The sequence below is a fragment of the Nitrososphaerota archaeon genome (assembly GCA_011605775.1).
Taxonomy (GTDB): Archaea; Thermoproteota; Nitrososphaeria; order Nitrososphaerales; family JAAOZN01; genus JAAOZN01.
Genome location: JAAOZN010000088.1, coordinates 1 through 17,434, shown reverse-complemented (window position 1 = coordinate 17,434; position 17,434 = coordinate 1). Strand labels below are relative to the sequence as shown.

The 17,434-nt window shown below is 48.9% G+C and carries 18 protein-coding genes and 1 CRISPR repeat array; of the genes, 4 read left to right on the top strand and 14 right to left on the bottom strand.

Annotated features, from left to right (window positions below; translation table 11 throughout):
• Positions 1 to 39: 39 nt before the first annotated feature.
• On the bottom strand, positions 40 to 1,398 hold the full coding sequence (locus tag HA494_07850) for a bifunctional hydroxymethylpyrimidine kinase/phosphomethylpyrimidine kinase (GenBank protein NHV97677.1): 1,359 nt from the start codon (positions 1,396 to 1,398) through the stop codon (positions 40 to 42).
• Complete coding sequence (locus HA494_07845; GenBank protein NHV97676.1) at positions 1,399 to 2,709, bottom strand: putative hydroxymethylpyrimidine transporter CytX; 1,311 nt, start codon at positions 2,707 to 2,709, stop codon at positions 1,399 to 1,401.
• Positions 2,710 to 2,773: 64 nt separating this feature from the next.
• Here HA494_07845 and HA494_07840 point away from each other — a divergent pair, with 64 nt between their 5' ends.
• The gene (locus HA494_07840) at positions 2,774 to 3,742 is read left to right on the top strand and encodes a hypothetical protein (GenBank protein NHV97675.1); all 969 of its coding nucleotides are present in this window, start codon (positions 2,774 to 2,776) and stop codon (positions 3,740 to 3,742) included.
• Here HA494_07840 and asnS read toward each other — a convergent pair.
• Complete coding sequence (gene asnS / locus HA494_07835) at positions 3,732 to 5,021, bottom strand: asparagine--tRNA ligase (GenBank protein NHV97674.1); 1,290 nt, start codon at positions 5,019 to 5,021, stop codon at positions 3,732 to 3,734. The genes HA494_07840 and asnS overlap by 11 nt on opposite strands.
• A 77-nt stretch (positions 5,022 to 5,098) precedes the next feature.
• On the opposite strand from asnS, the gene HA494_07830 reads away from it, so the two are divergent.
• A complete protein-coding gene (locus tag HA494_07830) occupies positions 5,099 to 6,226 on the top strand; it encodes a hypothetical protein (GenBank protein NHV97673.1) in 1,128 nt (375 codons plus the stop codon).
• On the opposite strand, the gene HA494_07825 is transcribed toward HA494_07830, so the two are convergent.
• The 9 genes from HA494_07825 to HA494_07785 all read right to left on the bottom strand — a co-directional run bounded on the left by HA494_07825 (position 6,218) and on the right by HA494_07785 (position 14,212).
• A complete protein-coding gene (locus HA494_07825; GenBank protein ID NHV97672.1) occupies positions 6,218 to 7,387 on the bottom strand; it encodes a hypothetical protein in 1,170 nt (389 codons plus the stop codon). The genes HA494_07830 and HA494_07825 overlap by 9 nt on opposite strands.
• Before the next feature lie 15 nt (positions 7,388 to 7,402).
• Positions 7,403 to 8,020, bottom strand: a complete 618-nt coding sequence (locus tag HA494_07820; protein NHV97671.1) for a TIGR00296 family protein — start codon at positions 8,018 to 8,020, stop codon at positions 7,403 to 7,405.
• Between the two features lie 28 nt (positions 8,021 to 8,048).
• Entirely contained in the window at positions 8,049 to 8,489 is a 441-nt protein-coding gene (locus HA494_07815) for a hypothetical protein (GenBank protein NHV97670.1), read from the bottom strand.
• A gap of 42 nt (positions 8,490 to 8,531) precedes the next feature.
• Positions 8,532 to 9,356, bottom strand: a complete 825-nt coding sequence (locus HA494_07810; GenBank protein ID NHV97669.1) for a CBS domain-containing protein — start codon at positions 9,354 to 9,356, stop codon at positions 8,532 to 8,534.
• Entirely contained in the window at positions 9,334 to 10,161 is an 828-nt protein-coding gene (locus tag HA494_07805) for a CBS domain-containing protein (GenBank protein NHV97668.1), read from the bottom strand. The genes HA494_07810 and HA494_07805 overlap by 23 nt, the downstream gene beginning before the upstream one ends.
• Before the next feature lie 44 nt (positions 10,162 to 10,205).
• Complete coding sequence (locus tag HA494_07800) at positions 10,206 to 10,829, bottom strand: CBS domain-containing protein (GenBank protein ID NHV97667.1); 624 nt, start codon at positions 10,827 to 10,829, stop codon at positions 10,206 to 10,208.
• A 162-nt stretch (positions 10,830 to 10,991) separates the two neighbouring features.
• Positions 10,992 to 11,504 (bottom strand): hypothetical protein, encoded by a 513-nt coding sequence (locus tag HA494_07795; GenBank protein NHV97666.1) that lies wholly within the window; start codon positions 11,502 to 11,504, stop codon positions 10,992 to 10,994.
• On the bottom strand, positions 11,501 to 12,250 hold the full coding sequence (locus HA494_07790) for a KaiC domain-containing protein (GenBank protein NHV97665.1): 750 nt from the start codon (positions 12,248 to 12,250) through the stop codon (positions 11,501 to 11,503). Before HA494_07790 ends, HA494_07795 begins: the two co-directional genes overlap by 4 nt.
• Before the next feature lie 27 nt (positions 12,251 to 12,277).
• Positions 12,278 to 14,212 carry a fibronectin-binding domain-containing protein gene (locus tag HA494_07785; GenBank protein ID NHV97664.1) on the bottom strand — a complete coding sequence of 645 codons (1,935 nt, stop codon included), beginning with the start codon at positions 14,210 to 14,212 and terminating at the stop codon, positions 12,278 to 12,280.
• Between the two features lie 65 nt (positions 14,213 to 14,277).
• Here HA494_07785 and HA494_07780 point away from each other — a divergent pair, with 65 nt between their 5' ends.
• The gene (locus tag HA494_07780; protein NHV97663.1) at positions 14,278 to 14,550 is read left to right on the top strand and encodes a hypothetical protein; all 273 of its coding nucleotides are present in this window, start codon (positions 14,278 to 14,280) and stop codon (positions 14,548 to 14,550) included.
• Here the strand turns inward: HA494_07780 and HA494_07775 are convergent.
• Together HA494_07775 and HA494_07770 are read right to left on the bottom strand one after the other, a co-directional pair.
• A complete protein-coding gene (locus HA494_07775; protein NHV97662.1) occupies positions 14,503 to 14,850 on the bottom strand; it encodes a hypothetical protein in 348 nt (115 codons plus the stop codon). The genes HA494_07780 and HA494_07775 overlap by 48 nt on opposite strands.
• Positions 14,851 to 14,862: 12 nt before the next feature.
• Complete coding sequence (locus tag HA494_07770) at positions 14,863 to 15,555, bottom strand: hypothetical protein (protein NHV97661.1); 693 nt, start codon at positions 15,553 to 15,555, stop codon at positions 14,863 to 14,865.
• 73 nt (positions 15,556 to 15,628) lie between these two features.
• Here HA494_07770 and HA494_07765 point away from each other — a divergent pair, with 73 nt between their 5' ends.
• Positions 15,629 to 16,405, top strand: a complete 777-nt coding sequence (locus tag HA494_07765; GenBank protein NHV97660.1) for a DUF91 domain-containing protein — start codon at positions 15,629 to 15,631, stop codon at positions 16,403 to 16,405.
• A gap of 45 nt (positions 16,406 to 16,450) precedes the next feature.
• Positions 16,451 to 17,428: a CRISPR direct-repeat array (repeat unit 24 nt; unit sequence CTTTCAATTCTCTATGTGAGATTC).
• Positions 17,429 to 17,434 lie beyond the last annotated feature (6 nt).

The window sequence follows — 17,434 nt, the reverse complement described above, 5'->3', positions numbered from 1 at the left end:
GGGGCTAAACCGCTACAAAACGAGCATGTGGAACCCCTATTAGGCCTTCTCTTGCCTATGAGCTTCTATAATCTTCAGAGCTTTTTTCACAGCATCCACAGCATCTTTACCTAATATAACTATCATGGCCTCCTTCCCCCAATCTCCCCTATGGAAGATGATATCAGGTACGGCGCCGATCTTCTTTATTGCTTCTCTTGTCCCCCACTTCGTGGTTTCGCCTTCTACAGCCTTCACTTCCGGCGGCTCCTTAGATCTATCGTACTCTGAGCATAAGTAGCGTAGTCTCCGAGCAGTCTCCAGCAAGCCTTCATCAAACCTAATGTTCAACGCTGCTCTGACAGACGGTGTGTACTCTGAAACCGCGAGTAGAGTTGAGGCGAGGTGCCTTGAGGCGCCGAACGTCGGGCATCCGGAGGCTTTGACCCTACTCATGGCGTTGACTATCCTACCCGGTATGGCTGCCACATCCTCTAGCGTTCTGGGTTCTGGTAGAGCCATGGCGACATTGGTTTGACATTCGGGTATGTATTGTGCGAAGGCTGAGTTTGCCTCAAGCAAGCTTACGGCTTCGCTGATCTTCTCTAAGACCCTCATCTTTTCAGCATCAAGCACCGTCTTACCAAGGGGTGAAACTGGTGCGACTCCTGAACCAACCCTTTTGCTGTATGTGATTGCTTCCTCTACGAAGCGCTTCGCCCTCTCAACCGCTTCATAGATATCGGAGCCCTTAGCCAATAGGGCTGCGATGGCTGAGGCAAAGGTGCATCCTGTGCCGTGCGTACCTCCACTAACCCTTCTACCTGTGTACCTTCTTACTACGCCATCATAGTATAAGGTGTCAACGCATTCGTCTTGCTCTAAATGCCCACCCTTCATCACAACAGCCCTCGGCCCTAGTGTTGCTATCTTCTTGGCAGCTTCCTCGGCGTCCTCTAAGCACTCTATGCTCATCTTCGCTAAGTTCTCTGCTTCTGGTAGATTGGGGGTTACGACTGTTGCTAATGGTAGTATTCTTTTGATCAGCGCTTCTTCAGCATCCTCCCTTAGTAGTTTAGCTCCGCTCTTAGCCACCATTACAGGATCAACAACTATAGGCACCTTTAGCTGGCTGAGCTCTTCAGCGACTGCTTCGATTATGTCGCGTGTGTAGAGCATACCTGTCTTCACAGCATCAACCCCTATATCTGAGACCACCGCCCTTATCTGCTCCCTTACAATCTCTGGGTCTATAGGTTGAACCGCTGTGACGCTGATTGTGTTCTGCGCTGTTATCGCTGTGACGGCACTCATACCATATACTCCTAGGGCTGCGAAGGTTTTGAGGTCTGCTTGTATACCAGCACCTCCGCCTGAATCCGAACCAGCTATGGTGAGTGCTCTAGGTACGCGCTTCACTTATGTTCGCCTCGCTACTACTTGGATGCGTTTCTGGACTTTTGCTAGGGCTATGTTGAGGGCTGCTGCTGTGAGCATACTGGGTATAGTAGCGCCTAGCCAAGATAAGTAGGTTGTTATAATTATGTAGACCACGAAGCCTGCTGCCCAAGAGGCTATTGCCGAGATGTTAACACCCTTGCTATACCAGTAGTCGCCCCCTTTGGTGTAGAGCTGCTCCACATCTATCTTCTGCTTCGCTAGGATGTAGTAGTGGCTCAGTACAACCCCGAAGATCGGTGAGAAGGTAGCTCCTATCCACAAGAGGAACCAGATGTAGTTTTCGATGTTGATGAAGAGGGCTAGGGCTGCGCATATGCCTCCGATCAGCAGTATGAGTACCCACTGCTTCAGCTTAGGTAGGTTGTTCTGCACAGATACCGCTGCTGAATACACGTCTGCAAAGCAGTTATCCAACTCATAGACGAGGATGAGTAGTAGAGCTGGTGCGCCTAGAAAGAGGTAGCCGAATGAGCCTACTATGTCTGCTGAGCCTGTTGCTAGGATAAGTATGCTGCCTATCGCGTAGCCTACTATGTTACCGACCGCGAACCCTATGTAGGTGCCTAGAAACCCTCCTTTCGGCGTGCTTGCAAACCTATTGTAGTCTGCCGCTAGCGGCATCCAAGAGAGTGGCATAGCTATAACGAGGTCAAGCGCCAAGAGAAGAGGAAGCCCACCCTCAGCTTTAGCGCCAACAACTCTGCTTAACCCTCCGTTCTGAAGAGCCCAGAAGGTTACCCAAGCCGCTGAGCCGTAGAGCAGCCAGAAGGCGAATCTCTCGAGCCACTGCTTAACTACGAGCAGCGGACCACCTATCCCCATGAGTATTGTGAAGATGGTGAAGACTATCACCCAGAGCCAGTAGGCTGAGAAGCCTGCTGTAGTCGATGAGATTAAGTCTCCTGCCTTCGCCATCACCGCTATCTCCAGCGTACCCCAGCCTATGAGCTGAACTACGTTAAGCCAAGTCGGGAAATAGGAGCCCCTTATGCCGAAAGATGGGCGAAGTGAGACCATGGTTGGTACGCCATCCTTACCGCCTATCATACCGGCTAAAGCAAGTGGTAGGGTTCCTATGAGTGTGCCCGCTGTGATCACTATGAGTGAGGTTAAGAAGTCTAGGGAGGGGACAAGTAAAGCGCCGGCTTGATACACCAGTAGCCCAGTACCTAGGCTAGTCCAGAAGACCGCTAGATCTATGGCGCGAAGCACTCTTTGGCTTTGTGGGACTGGGGTTATACCCCACTCCGGAGGCTTGCGAATCTTCATATCTTCATCTAAGAAGATTTGAGATAAATCTATTTATAACCATGTTGATAAACGACTTATTATGATGAAGCCTCCTTGCGAAGTAGCCATAAAAGAGCTACTCCCGCTTATCAGAGCTCTTGTGGCAAAGGAGCTTAAAGCGAAGGGCTTCAGCCAAGCCAAGATCGCTGACTTGATTGGCGTAACTCAACCAGCAGTAAGCGGCTACCTTAGGCTTAAAGTAGATGAAGAGCCCCTCTACTCAGATGAGATAGTGGCACTCTCCAAATGGCTTGCTTCAGGCTTAGCCTCAGGCACCCTACCCTCCTCAGAGGCGGTGAAGGGCATCTGCACCCTCTGCACCAACTTAAAGTGCCAAGGCTCCATTTGCATGACTCACAAGAAAAGGGCTCCAACTCTACACGCAGAGGGCTGCGATATCTGCATTCAACTCTACTCAAAGGGTCTACCAACTGTGGATAGGAAGCAGATTATCTTAAGTAACCTTAAGGCTGCGGTAAACCTGATTCAGGCATCGAAGGAGTTTGCAGCACTAATACCAGAGGTTCTAGTGAATATTGTCGAAGCTACCCCTGACGCTACGAGCGTTAGGGATGTGGCTGGTATACCTGGGCGCATAGCCAGAATTGATGGTGCGCCTAAAGCCTTTGCGCAACCCGAGTTCGGTGCATCAAGGCATCTTGCTTCGGTTCTGCTTGCCGCTATGCATGTTAACCCTGCTATTCACGCAGCCATTAACATAGCGTATAATAGGTTTGTTAAAGAGGCTTTGGAGCAACTTGGTTTCAGCGTCTACGTATTTAATAGGCGTGAGCCGCCTACAAACACCGATGCGGCGCAAGCTCGGGTCGCTGAGGAGGTTCTAAATTTGGGTAAGCGTGGTGAGCCCCTACCTGATGTGTTTGTAGACGCTGGAGGCTACTGGATCGAGCCTTCAGCCTACATCTTTGGTGCTGATGCTGTCGAGGTTGCGCAGAGGGCCATAAAGGTGGCTGAAGTGGTCGCTCGTCTTCGCTCTAAGTCTATGGGTTGACTCTTGTTGGTGTGCGTGGGAATAGGCTTGCAGCCCTTATGTGTTTTAGCCCTGTAATCCACTTAGTAAGCCGCTCCACACCAACTCCGAAGCCTGAGTGTGGTGGCATACCATATCTTCTTAGCTCAAGGTACCAGCTGAAGCTCTCTTTTGGTAGGTCTTGGGATTCTATTCTCTTAAGTAGGGTCTGGTAGTCGTGTATCCTCTGCCCACCTGTAGCTATCTCCCCGTGTCCTTCAGGTGCGATAAGATCTGCTGAAAGCGTGATCTTATCGTCGTTAGGCTTCGTCATATGGTAGAAGCTTCTTGCGCTAAGAGGATAATCAGTTATAAAGAACGGTTTAGTTTGGCTTCTTGATAGAAGCGTCTCCACTGGAGTAGGTATATCCTCACCCCACTTGAACTCCAGATTGTGCTCTCTAGCGAACTCTAAAACATAGTCATAGGTCATTCTTGGGAAAGGCGGCTCAGGCGGGACAAACTCGCGCCCAAGCACCTCGAGCTCACTCTTATATTCTTGCGCTACCTTTCTGCAGATGTATGTGATAAGGTCTTCTTGCAGCTTCATGTTCTCCTCTTGATCCATAAACGCCTTCTCAGCTTCTATCATCCAGAATTCGGTTAGGTGCTTGGCTGTCTTGGACTTCTCCGCTCTAAAAGCTGGTTGAATTACGAAGACCTTACCTAGCGAGCAGATCGCAGCCTCTTCATAAAATTGAGCGCTCTGGCTTAGATAAGCCTTCTTACCGAAATAGTCGAGCTCAAAGAGTGTAGCGCCGCCTTCACACGCAGACTGGACTATGGTAGGTGCGCTTATCAGCCAGTAGCCCCTTTCTGTGAAGAATTCTATAGCGGCTCTTATGACACCCCATCTTATCTTCATCACCGCCGAGGCTTTACGCCCTCTTATCGAAAGGTGCCTATAGTCGTAGAGGAAGGCTGGGGATTTAACGGCGCTCTTGGTTATAGGCCACTTATCAGCCAAAGCGATTATGTTGAATGAATTTAGAGCTACTTCCCTACCTTTCGGCGCCCGCTTATCTTCACGTATAACCCCCTCTATCTCGACAGCAGACTCTTTTGTGACACGCTTAAGGCTCTGAAAGACCTCTTCTTTAACTACTCCTCTCTTGCCAGCTGCTTGTATGTAACCTGTGCCGTCCCTTACTGTTAGGAAGATTATGCCACCCACTTCTGACTTTGAAGCCACCCAGCCTCTGATCTTAACCCCAGATCCATCAGCCAACCTAAAGGCTTCAGAGACCTCTACTAAGCTCAATATGCTCTACCTTCCCCCGTCAGCAGAATAAGGTTATGCTAGATACATTCTTATAAGGATGGTTAGCCCGCTTACATATGCGATGTGTCGTAGTCAAACCCTCTCCTGAGGCTGCGTCTCAAATAGATGTGTTAAGTACCCTCCTCATAGAGTCCCTCCCCTCATTCGTAGACTCAAAGTATTCGGTTGAGGTTAAGGATGAGGTCATCGAGATCAGCACCCCTGACGTGGTTGATGTGGCTGAAGTCGTCTCTCGGTTCTCTGGCGTAGCCTACGCAGCTCTAGCTGAAAAAGTAAAACCAGATTTCGATGAAGCGCTGCAAGCGATTGTTGCCGCTGGTGAGAGGGGTATATTTGATAACGAGCGCTTCTCAGTCAAGGTTGAGGCCCTGCGAAACATAGGCTACAGAGCTTCTGACCTACAATCTGTAGCCATCTCAACACTGATAGGTAAAGTTGGTGGTAGGGGAGCTAGACCGGATGAAAAAAGACCTGATAAGGTGGTCTATGCGCTCATCTCAAAAGAGTCCGCATACATCTTCACACACCGCTACTTGGGATCAGGCGGGCTACCGTCGGGCGCTCTAGGGAGTTGTCTAATACTGGTAGAGCCGACTCTGAGATCTTTGGTCGGTGGCTGGGTTATGCAGCGGGCTGGCTTCACCCCCACATATCTAGTCACCAACTACCCTTCTCAACCAGAGGCACTATTCCGCTCCCTCGAAAACCTCGCTCTACTCCGACGTTGCGTACCTAAAAGGAGTCTGCAGCTACTTTATGTAGATGTGGCTAAGCGTAGTAGCGTGGTTGGATTAGAGCCTAGCTTCAGCTGGTCTGAATTTGCTGCTGTGTTAGGCGTTAAAGTTGCTTTAAAAGAGAAGATAGGCTCTCTCTTTATGCCACTTGATCTTAGGAGCAGAAGCCTACAAAATGTGTTAAAATATGCCTGTAGAGAAGGTGTGAATATATTTTCACCAGCCTCATTCTTGACCGAAGATGAGCTTGGTGTGTATGCGAAGAAAATCGGTCTACAGCGCCCACTACCCTTAGATGTGGGTGAAGGTAGGTTAACTGTTTTAGATAATCTGGGTAGACCTATCTCTGATCTGGACGAAGCAGCTGAATATCTACTTAGAGGTGTTTCGAGGGTTGATTTAATAGAGGGGCTTTTAGATGCGCATAGGCTCACTGATGAGTTATCTTAACGCATCCATCACCGCGCTGACCAGTCTACCTAATCCATTATACTTTGAAGCTTCTTTTGAAAGACGCTCTACCCTACTCTTATAGATGTTTGTTGAGTAGAGTTTATGTACGGATTCGCAAATATCTTTTGGCTCTGCTGTGAGCGGGTCGAGCCAAAGGGCTACACCCAACCTAACCATCTTTTGTGCGTTGCTGAACTGCTCGCTGTGGTCTGCTATAGGTATGATGAGCATAGGCTTACCGAGCAGCAGCGCCGAGCCTAAAGTCGAGTGACCACCCCTCACCACAAGTATGTCTGAGGCCTGCATAAGTTGCTCATTAAAGGGGCACCACTCAAAATAGTAGGCTGAGTCGATGCGTTTAACCTCTGTGCTCCCATCTGGTCTGCCCTCAGATATCACAACCTGAAACTCTCTCAGATGCTTTGCTGCATCAAGCAGCTTCCTTATCAGCGCTGGTTTTGTGAAGGATGGTCCGCTGATGTGCATGAAGACCAGTGGCTTATTGTAGTCTAAACCCAGCTTGAGTAGAGTGTCCTTAACCTCCTCCGCGCTCTTTTTCGACGGTTGAACTATGAAGCCTACGTACTCAGCCTTCCCTCTTACTGCTGAGATCCACCAGAGATTCTCTTCTGATATGGTTAGGTGCGGTGGCAGATCTGGGAAGAAGATCTTATCTGCTAAATTCCAGAGTTTTCCTAAGATCTCGTTTAGGAAGCGTTCGATGGGTTTTGTGCGCTTGCTCCTCTTCTTAGGCGGGAGGAGTATGCGTAGCTGATTCGTGACGACGAAGCACTTTAACCCTAGGCTCTTAGCGGCTATGACTGCTGAGAGGCGTGAATCTGAGACTACAAGATCTGGTCTCCAACGCCTCATGATCTTCCTCTCTGCGACGACTTGGCGGATGAATGTGGCTATGTGCCAAGGGAGCCTTTTAGAGGTCTTAAGGAGCCCCTCAAACTTGCCTGAAGCTGTCCAACCAACATCCAACCTAGGCACTCTGAAGCAGATGAATCTCCTCCGCATCACATATTCAGCACCTTCAGCGTAGGATGAGAAGGCTACCTCAACACCCATCTCTCTAAGCTTCGATGCTACGGCAACCATCCTAGCGGCGTGGCCTAGCCCTGATCCGAAGATGGGGAAGTAGACCCTCTTCAAACCGAGCTTTTCTCCTCAAATCAGCCTTCTCCTAACAACCTTACCATTCGGCTCCTCTTCACTAAAGACCTCTGCCTCGAAACGGTAGATCCTCGTTTCTGGGAGAAGCCAGACATCTGGGGGTGCACCCGCCTTCATACAAGCGTAGGAGAGGAACTGCTCAGCATCCCAACCCTCCTCCACAGGGACTTGTGGTAGTAGGAGTCCGCTCAGAAACCTGTATTCGACGATCAAACCATCTCTACCTATCTTTATCAGGTTGGGGTACTCTTTGGGTGACGTAGCTTTGAGCCTTTCTGGCTTCGTCAAGACGCTAACCTCAAAGATAAGGTTGCTGAACTCTTCTGCTCTAACTGGTTCGAAGCGTGGGTCTGATGTAGCAGCGCTTATAGCCGCTTCCACCAGCGCCTCACTCAACGGTATGTTGGGTTGAACCAAACCTATGCACCCTCTTAACTCATGCTCCCTACCCTTTACCGCGTTTATCGTGACGAATACCCCACGTTTCTCGCCGAACCTTCTGCGAAAATCCTCATCCAACTTTAACCTCCTACCATTAACTACGTATTCTTCTGCTGCTCGCCTAGCGGTCTTAACTAAGAGGTAGCCATCTTCATCACTAAGACCAGCCATAGCCACCACTCTATCCTTAAGGTGTCCTTTAAGCCTTAAGGAGTTGTCTTACCCGTCTATCAAACTCTTTGATTCGCCGCCAGTGGCTCCCAATCCAATACAGTTTACCGCACTCCGCACACCTATAGTATCTCCTCCCAGATTTCTGAGTGGTATCCACCTCATTTAGGTCGCAGGCTTCTAGTAGCCCGTTGCAAACAGGGCATCTGGAGCCCTCAGCCTTCAGCTCCGGAGGCTCCACACCGAGCTTATTGAACACTTCAGCCACCCTCTGCGCGTCGTCTTTGCCGAGGAGTAGGCAAGCCTTCACCCCCTTCTTCTGGGCTGTTAGGTATAGGTCTCGGTCTGAGGTTAGGAGCCACCTGTCTTCCTCAGCGGTCTTGGTGAGGAGGTCTTTGTCATCGAGCTTAGTGTCGTAGATGACGTCGTAGCCGTAGATTCTTAGCTTTCTAGCGAGGCTTCCATGCATAGAGTCTACGATGAAGCGCGGGGTTATCCACAGCCTACCTCCTTACCTCCCCTCCAGCTGCAGGAGCCTCTCAAAAATATTATCCCTATTAACCACACCAACCACTCTGTCCTCTTTGACGAGTGGAAGGGTGTTGGCTCCGCTGCTCCTCATAACCCTAGCAGCCTCCCTTAAACTCTCTTCCCCGCTTAACGCTACGTTGAGCCTCCTCATCGCATCTACCACGAGCAACCTCTTGATGAATGTGTCGAAGTGCCTTATCTGATCGATCCTAAGGAGGTTAAATAGGGTGAAAGCAGCCTCACGCTCACCGATAACCCCAAGCGGTCTATCAGCCTCAACCACAATAAGGTCTCGAACAGGTGTTTTGCTAAGCTTCTCAAGAGCGGCTGAGAGCTTAGACTTTAGGCTTATGGTTAGGTAAGAAGGGGTTGCAAACTCTTTACAGCATAGGTTAGATTTTGACATAAGTGGAATGAGGAGTAGCTTAGTCACCAACCCCTTCACCGCACCATCATCCCCAACTACTGGAAGCGCAGACACATTATGCCTCAGCATCTTCTCCGCAGCCTCTTGGGCTCTCTCCTCTGGCTGTGCGGTAATTATGTTAGGTGAGGTGAAGGCTGCGACAGAGAGCGATGTCGGTGAGAGCCCCCTCATCCTTTTAGAGGAGAGTTTAGAGAAGACATCCTTTAACGTAACTACACCCACAACCTTAGAATCTGAGACTACTACCACCCTATCTACATTATACCGCCTCATCAACTCTATAGCGACCGAAATCTTCTGAGCCTTACTCACAATATAACTAGGCTCTAGGTGCAGCTCAGAAACCCTAGTGGCTTCAAGCCTCGAGGTCTTTGACAAGCTTTAAAACCTCCAACTTGGAGAAGAGCCCACAGAGGTTCTTCCTCTTATCCAATACCGGCAACCCACCTATCCTTGCGCTGCTCATAAGTGATGCAGCATCCACCACCGAAGCCTCCTCTGAGATATAGTGGAGCGGGCTCTTCATAACATCCTTAGCGTATGCTAGAGCAAGATACTTCATCCTTCTAGTAGGTTGAGGCGCTCCATCATCGTAGATTATGCCGCCTCTCTTCTTTGGTGGCGCTACTTGCACAAAGGCTAGATCGGTTGGTGTGATCATACCGATAGGTCTACCCTCAGCATCAACAACCACGACTCTGTGGCTAGGCGTCTCTACAAGCACCTTGATCACGCGGTTGAGGGTATAGAGCGGCTTTACTACTGCTACCTCACCACACATACACTCCTTAACCTTCTTAGAGGGGTCGCCATGCTCCATCAAACACCTTGTAAGATCACTGGTTGAAATCATCCCGATAACCTTGTCCTCCTCCACTACAGGAAGCCCTGTTACTCCGTTATCCAGCATAATCCTAGCCGCCTTACAGATTGGTTCATTAGGTGTAATGGTTAAGACTGGTTTCGACATAACCTCCCACACACTGGTGTATTCAAGGGGTCTTCGGCGCCAAGGTGGTCCACCCAGTTTAAGCGCTAAGGCTAGATCGGTTCGGCTGATTATGCCCACTAGCCTACCCCCATCATCTAGAACAGGCACCCTCCCCACACGCTTCCTAAGCATAACATTCCTAACCGCTGCAAGCGTATCAGAGGGGGAGACTACGGCTACGATGGGCGTCATATAATCAGAAACTCTGATCATAATAACACGCAGCCGAGAATTATCTACTCTTCAGCAGGCAGCTCAGCGGGTTCTTGTGAAACTTCACTTCTACAATCTTCACAGAGAAATCTACCATCTATTTCGATAAGTGTGTCAGACCATTCACCACAGGAGTCGCAGTACCCCGCAAGAGGGCTTTTGACCCTGAGAGACTCACCTGTTGTTATCCTCACCTTCTCTGACAGCAAGCCTACAAGCTCTGGTGTAACCGCATTTAGGTCTGAGGTAGTCACTATGCCCACAAGCTCATTCTTGTAGACTACACCGAGCTTCTTTATGTTTAGCCTACGCATACTCTTCGCCGCCTCAGTTATGTCACTTCCAGCGTCGATTGTGTGGAGAGGTTTAGAGGCGATGTCGCCTACCTTCACTCTGCTCGGTTTAAGGTCTTCAGCAACAACCTTCCTCACAATATCCCCTTCCGTCACTATCCCTATCGGCTTACCTTTCTCAGTAACAACAACACTACCTATCTTAAAGCGAGCCATCTTCTTAGCGGCTTCCCTCACCGACTCATCGATCTCAGACGTTATCACTGGGCTGTTCATAACCTCCCTTACGAGGATCTTTGTCCTGATCATCGGCTCCGAAGCCAATCCGCTACCCCACCCCCTAACACCAGACACCATTCTTTAAGCCTTTTGCCCACAAGATAGGAGAAGCCGTCAGCAAAGCATTTCCCAAAGAAAAATCCTCAATTATTTCGATCCGGAGAACGCCAACTAATTTTGTCTAAGCAGATTTCAGCATTTTTCTCCGTAGTTTGCTTACTCTACTTCTTTTATCTGCTAGGCTTTTAGTTGATTAAGCACTTCCCCTAATGCTTTGACGGCGTTTTCGAGTTTGCTCTGCATTTTGTTGATCTTCTCTTGAAGCTCAGCCTTTTCCCGCCTCTCCTTCTCGATTTCAACCTTTAACCTTTCGATCTCTTCTTTTGATTGTGGAGTCTCGGTTTCTTTAACCATGAATGCGAGAACTTTTTCGCCTTTGAGGAGCATTTCGTAGGTTTCTCTCACAAGTTTCCCAGCCTCGGTCTTTCCTGTTAAGTGGGCCCTTACGGTCTGCTCGCCCCTACCAAGTTCATCCGCTATCCTTGGGGTGCTCATTCCAGCTTTTTCCCTCGCAAGGGCGCCCGCTGCGACAGCCAGCGAGTCTATCCAGGTTATGCGGTCTTTCGGGTCTGCACTTCGCATCTTTTCGATGACATCTTTCCTTGAAACTGTTCCTAGGAGGAGGACCGCCTCAAGTTTTTGAATATCCTCACGCCCTAACGGTTTTAGGGGTACTTCTACCTCGCTCACGCGCTCTCACCTCCTTCAGCGGTAACTTTTACAGTTTTATCCGGGTAAACAACTATTCCTTTACTCGTTATTTCAAACGGATGCCTCTTCATAGAATGCCCAGTTCCACGCATCTTCCAAACGATTATTGAACGCCTAAGTTCACCTTGAAACTCATCCAGATCAAGCCTAATGATCCCATCAGCAGCGTGTTCAACACCAGGTCCGCCAAACCCCCTCTCTGTAACGCTTACTTGCGAAACAAGAAAGCCTGTGCAACCCAAGCCAGCAAGGACCTTTTTAATGAGCATTAATGTTGACCTCGCCATCATAGGCTTCGTCATGTAGAGAGTTGAGACCGAGTCTATGACGATTCTCTGCGCATTCAAATCGGTGATTGCTTGCCTCATAACGTCCAAAAAGCTTGGAGTGTCATCCGAATCCTTGACCACGTAGCGCTCTCTTTTCGCCGCCTCACCCACACCAGAGGTGAAGGCGTCCACAATCGCAAACTTCCCCTCCTGCTCATATCTTCTAGGCTCCCAGCCGAATCTGTCCATGTTAATTCTAACTTGAACTGGGTGCTCCTCTAGAGTCACAAGAACACCAGGTTCGCCGAGTGTGTAGCCGGCGTAAAGAAACTGCTGACCAAAAATAGATTTACCAGTACCAGGTCCGCCGGAGAGCAGAACAATATTCCTCCTAGGTATCCCACCGTTCAGTATCTCGTTCACCCCGGGTATTCCAACATCAACACGGTCACTCATATCCAAAACCCTAACTTTTGATATTAGCTAGACTCTATTTTGTTTTTGCTCACCCAGCTGGGTTGAAACTATTCTTCCGCCTCCACTAGGTAATGCTCTTATGAAATCGTCTAAGGGTATCTCTTTGATCCTCGCGCTTAATTCTCTGCCAGCGATCTTCATCAGCTCCACTTTAACACGCTTCGCCACATCGCTCACTTTACCCTTCTCAGGTATTAAGACCGCGTATGCTAGGCTATGCACCTTTAGAGCTTCAGGTGGTCCGCCGATTACAACCAGATCATCATCCAAGGTAGAGACCCCGACGCTAACCTCGACTTTAACGTTCTTTACCCAGTTCTTCTCGCCTTCTATCAGAAAAGCCCCCTTCGGTAGGTATGTGCCAGAAGGTCCTGTGAATTTTACTTGGGGTGGTTTAACCCAGTAGACATCTACCGCTGAGATCTCAGCCTTCCAAGCTGAGCTGTAGGCTGCTACTGCTTTGCAGCACTCCTTTATGCTATCTTCATCTGCTTCTGCGCCGCCTTTTAGCACGAAGAAGGGGGAGCCGTGTAAGTCAGCGTGGAAGACGAGATCGTTCTCTTGGGTATGTCTTCTGAGTATGGCTGTGTTAGATGATGCATCTCTACCTCCAACCGCTAGAAGCCCCTTGGATGTGTAGAACCACCTATACCTCTCGAACCACTTCTTTACTCTGACACGCTTTAAAGGTTTGAGCTCGCTTTCTCTAGCTGCTTCTGCTAGAATCTGCGCCTTTCTCTCAGATAGGTTTCTTTCAGCCTCTTCTATCGCCCTAACTTTAGCCTCTACCCTCTTTGCAGCGTCAAAGAGGGCTGATGCGGCGCTTATAGGTGATGCTTTTAGTGGTAGTTGGATGGGTTCTGTGAACCCTTTAATCTCTAAGTATTCACCCCTACTCTCTTTGTATTCTAGGTTGAGTGTTGTGAGTAGTGTTGTTAGGTCTTCAGCAGCTCCTTCAGCACCTAGTCTTCTTAGATGGGTGGCGAGTTCACGCAGCTTAGCGGCTTGCTCCTTTAACTCTAACCTTCTTTTAGCTTGTGCCTCAAGCGCTCTATTCAGCTCCTCTATCTTCTTCTGAAGCGGCTCCTCTTCTCTCTTCTTGAGCTCCTCGAGTAGAGCTGGGGTCTGAACCTCGTCTACGGCCTCCATGAAGCTGTTTGTGTATCTACACTCACCCTCTCTGTAGGTTGTGAGCTCGAAGGGTGAGGCGTCAACTGCTCTACCGTCTTTCAACAAGATGGTCGGTTTGCCCCTGCGCAGAATAAGTTCTTTAAGCTCAGAGATTACGCTTATGATCTTAGCCTTCTGCTCTTGTGTGAGGCTTCGTGCTCTAGGCTCTACACCAGCCCTAAAGAGAACCTCCTCAACATACTTGCGTGATAACGCTAACTCCCTACCAAGGTATCTTGATATCTCTAAGCCGCTGGCATCAAGACCTTCTAATAGAGTATCTTGGTCGGCGAATGGGCTTTTTCCACGAGGGGGCGGGGGTGTGTAGGTTAGGCCTTGCGCTAGCCTGCGGTGCCTGACCTCTATCTTCTTGAGCAGAGTCAGTATACGCCCTTCTTCATCTACTACAAGTAGGTTTCCGCCTCCGAAGAACTCTGCGACTAGATCTCTCTCATTTTCATCGACCAAGAACTTGATCTTAATGATCCTTTCTACATCAGGCTGCTCAGCGGCGATGAAGCGCCCTCTAACTAGGAGGTCTCTTAGATGTGATACGAATGTGTCTGGTGTTCTGGTTGGTAGCTCGTAGGCTGTGAGCCAAACCCCTTTTGTGGTTGAGATGACGAGCCTCTTCTCTGGGCTGCTTGGGTGGTGTAGCCTTATGAGCCAAGTCGTATCGTCTATGGAGCTGATGTTGCTTACATAGTAGCCGCTGAGTGCTTCGTTAAGCTCAGCGACTATTCTAGTAAGCTCGACGCCTGAGAGCTCCAACCTACTATTCGATTGATGTTAAGGGATATATAGGTGGTGTTTGCTCGTAGGGCTGCTTGACCCCTTTGGATAAACTATATTGGTTGAGGGTGGCTGCAGGTGTGCTATCAGGGGTATTAGCTACTCTACTAGGTTTTGTCGGCGCCAACCAGCCAGAAGCGTATAGAGGTGTGATCTTGGCTCTGGCTATCTACGCTCTGACGAGCTACGCGGCAAGATATCATATGTTCAAGAACCTTGGTGTTAGTTTACGTAAAATCTACATGCACGGCATAGGGAGCTTCATAATGCTATTTCTCTTCACTTGGATTCTCCTCAACACCCTCATCACCGCTTGAACTATCGATATATCTTAACCAAACCTCAACATACCCTCTCTCAAATTCGTCGCAATCTAGGGATGATTGGAGTTTGAGAAGCATCTGCTTCAACTTACTGAGTTTCTCGCCGTTAATTAGTTCATCAGACTTCTTCTGAGCGAGCTTAGCTATTAACCCGAGGCAGCCGATCCTTCTACCCGCTAGCCGTGGTGAGCCAGACCATAGTGATGCGTTGAGCGCCATCTCTTTAGCCTCTGTATAGCGTTTAGCCGATATGTGCGCAAGGCACTCTTCGGTCGCTGGATCCAACGGCTCCATCATCGGCTCCCTCTAAGCATCAACCAACCCAGCCCTAGTTATCTTATAATACACTTCTCTAGGCCTTAGAGGCGGCTGGACGGCTTCTGCTAAAAATAACCCGCTCATCTTCTTAGAGAGCTTTACTCTAAAGTGCGCGCCTTGAGCCATAATATTCCCTCCAGCCTCGACTGTCGCCTCTTTTGCCCCTAACCTCTCTCTTACCGGGTTGGTTAAGAGGATGGCGATGCCTTCTTTTAAAGCTGTGAGGCAGAGTGAGTGCAGGTGGCTACCGAGCAGAGCTCTGGTAACCATATCGTGGTCACTCAGAAAGAGGTCGGTAACCCCATCGATCACGATCAACGTAGGTTTCTTGCTCATCTTCTTGAGCTGGTTCAGCACCGCTATCTGCTCCTCCACTAAACGAGGCTCATATAAATACACTTGAGAGAGGATCTTCTCGGAGTCTAAAGAGCGTTCCTCAGCAATCTCCTTTAACCGCTCTGGTCTGAAGGAGCCTGTTGGGTCTACATATAGTACAACGCACCCAAATCCGCCTTGCTCTTTTGGTGCTGAAGCTATTGTTGAAACTTGGAGGCATAGTTGTGTCTTCCCTACACCGCTGGCGCCGAAAAAGTCGTATACTGCGCCTAGTTGTAGTCCTCCTAAGAGCATTCTATCTAAGCCTCTAACTCCAGTGGGGATGCTGAGGAGGTCCTCCTTCAAGCCGTTTACGCCTTCTCTACACTACTCAAGCAGATAAGTCTTTTAGCCGCTCTTTAACCTAGTATGGTGAGGGTTGAGTGGTAAAGCTGCGTATATGCTCCAACCCACTTTAGAGGAAGCATATGATCTGCTAAGGGATGCTTTGTCGAAGAAACGTTTCATCATAGCGGCTGGGTTGTGCAAGGTAGAGTATAGTGGTAGAGCTTCCTCTAAGCTGGGTTGGGGTGAGAGGGTGCTGCTGATAAAGCAGGATAGCTCGCTCCTCCTACATAGAGCGAAGGGGTTTGAGGCTGTAAACTGGCAGCCCCCGGGTAGCATATTTACAGTCAATCTAGAAGGCGGTTATCTGACTATTAGATCGTATAGACGGGAGCACCGGGAGACGCTCAACGTAGTGTTCAAAGAGTTTACGCTACTGGCACATCTGCATCTTGTGGATGAGGCTGAGTTTGAGATGCATCTTAGCGAGGAGGAGATGTATGAAGCCATCGCCTCAAACCCAGACCTCCTAGAGCCGGGCTGCTTCAGAATACTGTCCCACCAGAGGCGTTTGAGCACGGGTGTGGCTGACTTTACGGGCTACGATAGCCAAGGGCGGTATACGGTAATCGAGGTTAAGCGGAGGGCTGTTGATACGAGGGCTGTGAAACAAGCCTACAAATACCTATCAGAGTTCAAGGAGAAGGGTGCAGCGGTAAGAGGGATAATCGCCGCACCATCCATAAGTGTTGAGGCGATGAGGCTCGCGAACACACTTGGATTAGAATTTAAGAAGATTGATCTAACTAGATGTAGAGCAGCCTATCTGAAGTGCAAAGAGGGTTCTCTACTGGAGCAAGGCGGAGTTTAGAGGATGCGTTGAGTGTCTGAAGATAGCCTACTGGATAAGACGTTTCTTTAAACCCTCTATGCGAGATTCAGGGGTATAAAGGCTACACCAGCAGAGCAGATCTTGTGAACTTTCAATTCTCTATGTGAGATTCAGGGCTGCGTCGAGGTCAGGTTGCCGGAATAGCAAAAGCCTTTCAATTCTCTATGTGAGATTCGAGCAAGGGTTCACTGCTGGTTGGGAAGATGTTTACGGTAACTTTCAATTCTCTATGTGAGATTCCGATATTTTAACTGGCGCTGAGGCTTCGAAGTTTGTGCTTCTTTCAATTCTCTATGTGAGATTCAACCTTTAATTTCAGAACGATCCAGGCACTTAGAGAAGGTCTTTCAATTCTCTATGTGAGATTCTTAGATGGCAGTTGGCGATGTTGTTCAAGTAGTAGCTACTTTCAATTCTCTATGTGAGATTCTTTATCGTTCAGGCTTGGCATTGGAGCTGCGAGAAGCTTAGCTTTCAATTCTCTATGTGAGATTCTCAGAGAAAAAGCGAAAGCAGTCCCAGAATACATAAGCGTAACCTTTCAATTCTCTATGTGAGATTCAGCATATTATCTGCACCCGAGATTCGGATTTGTCGGGTTCACTTTCAATTCTCTATGTGAGATTCTCAGGAGATAATCGGTAATACTCCGCAGCAGCACGTTGTAATCTTTCAATTCTCTATGTGAGATTCTGCTCTGCATCGTCTTCTCAGCCGCTTTAACGAAGATCTTTCAATTCTCTATGTGAGATTCCTATCTCCAGCCAGGCGATAAAGCAATTCACTTCTACCTTACTTTCAATTCTCTATGTGAGATTCCTTAGCTATTTCGATGAGCTTAGCCCTCAGCTCTGGGTTCGCTTTCAATTCTCTATGTGAGATTCTTGGTCTCCTAAGAGGGTTGGTGTTGGGGCTTTGCCGTTTACTTTCAATTCTCTATGTGAGATTCATAGAATATATGGGAATGAGCTGATCTATCTTTCAATTCTCTATGTGAGATTCAATTTT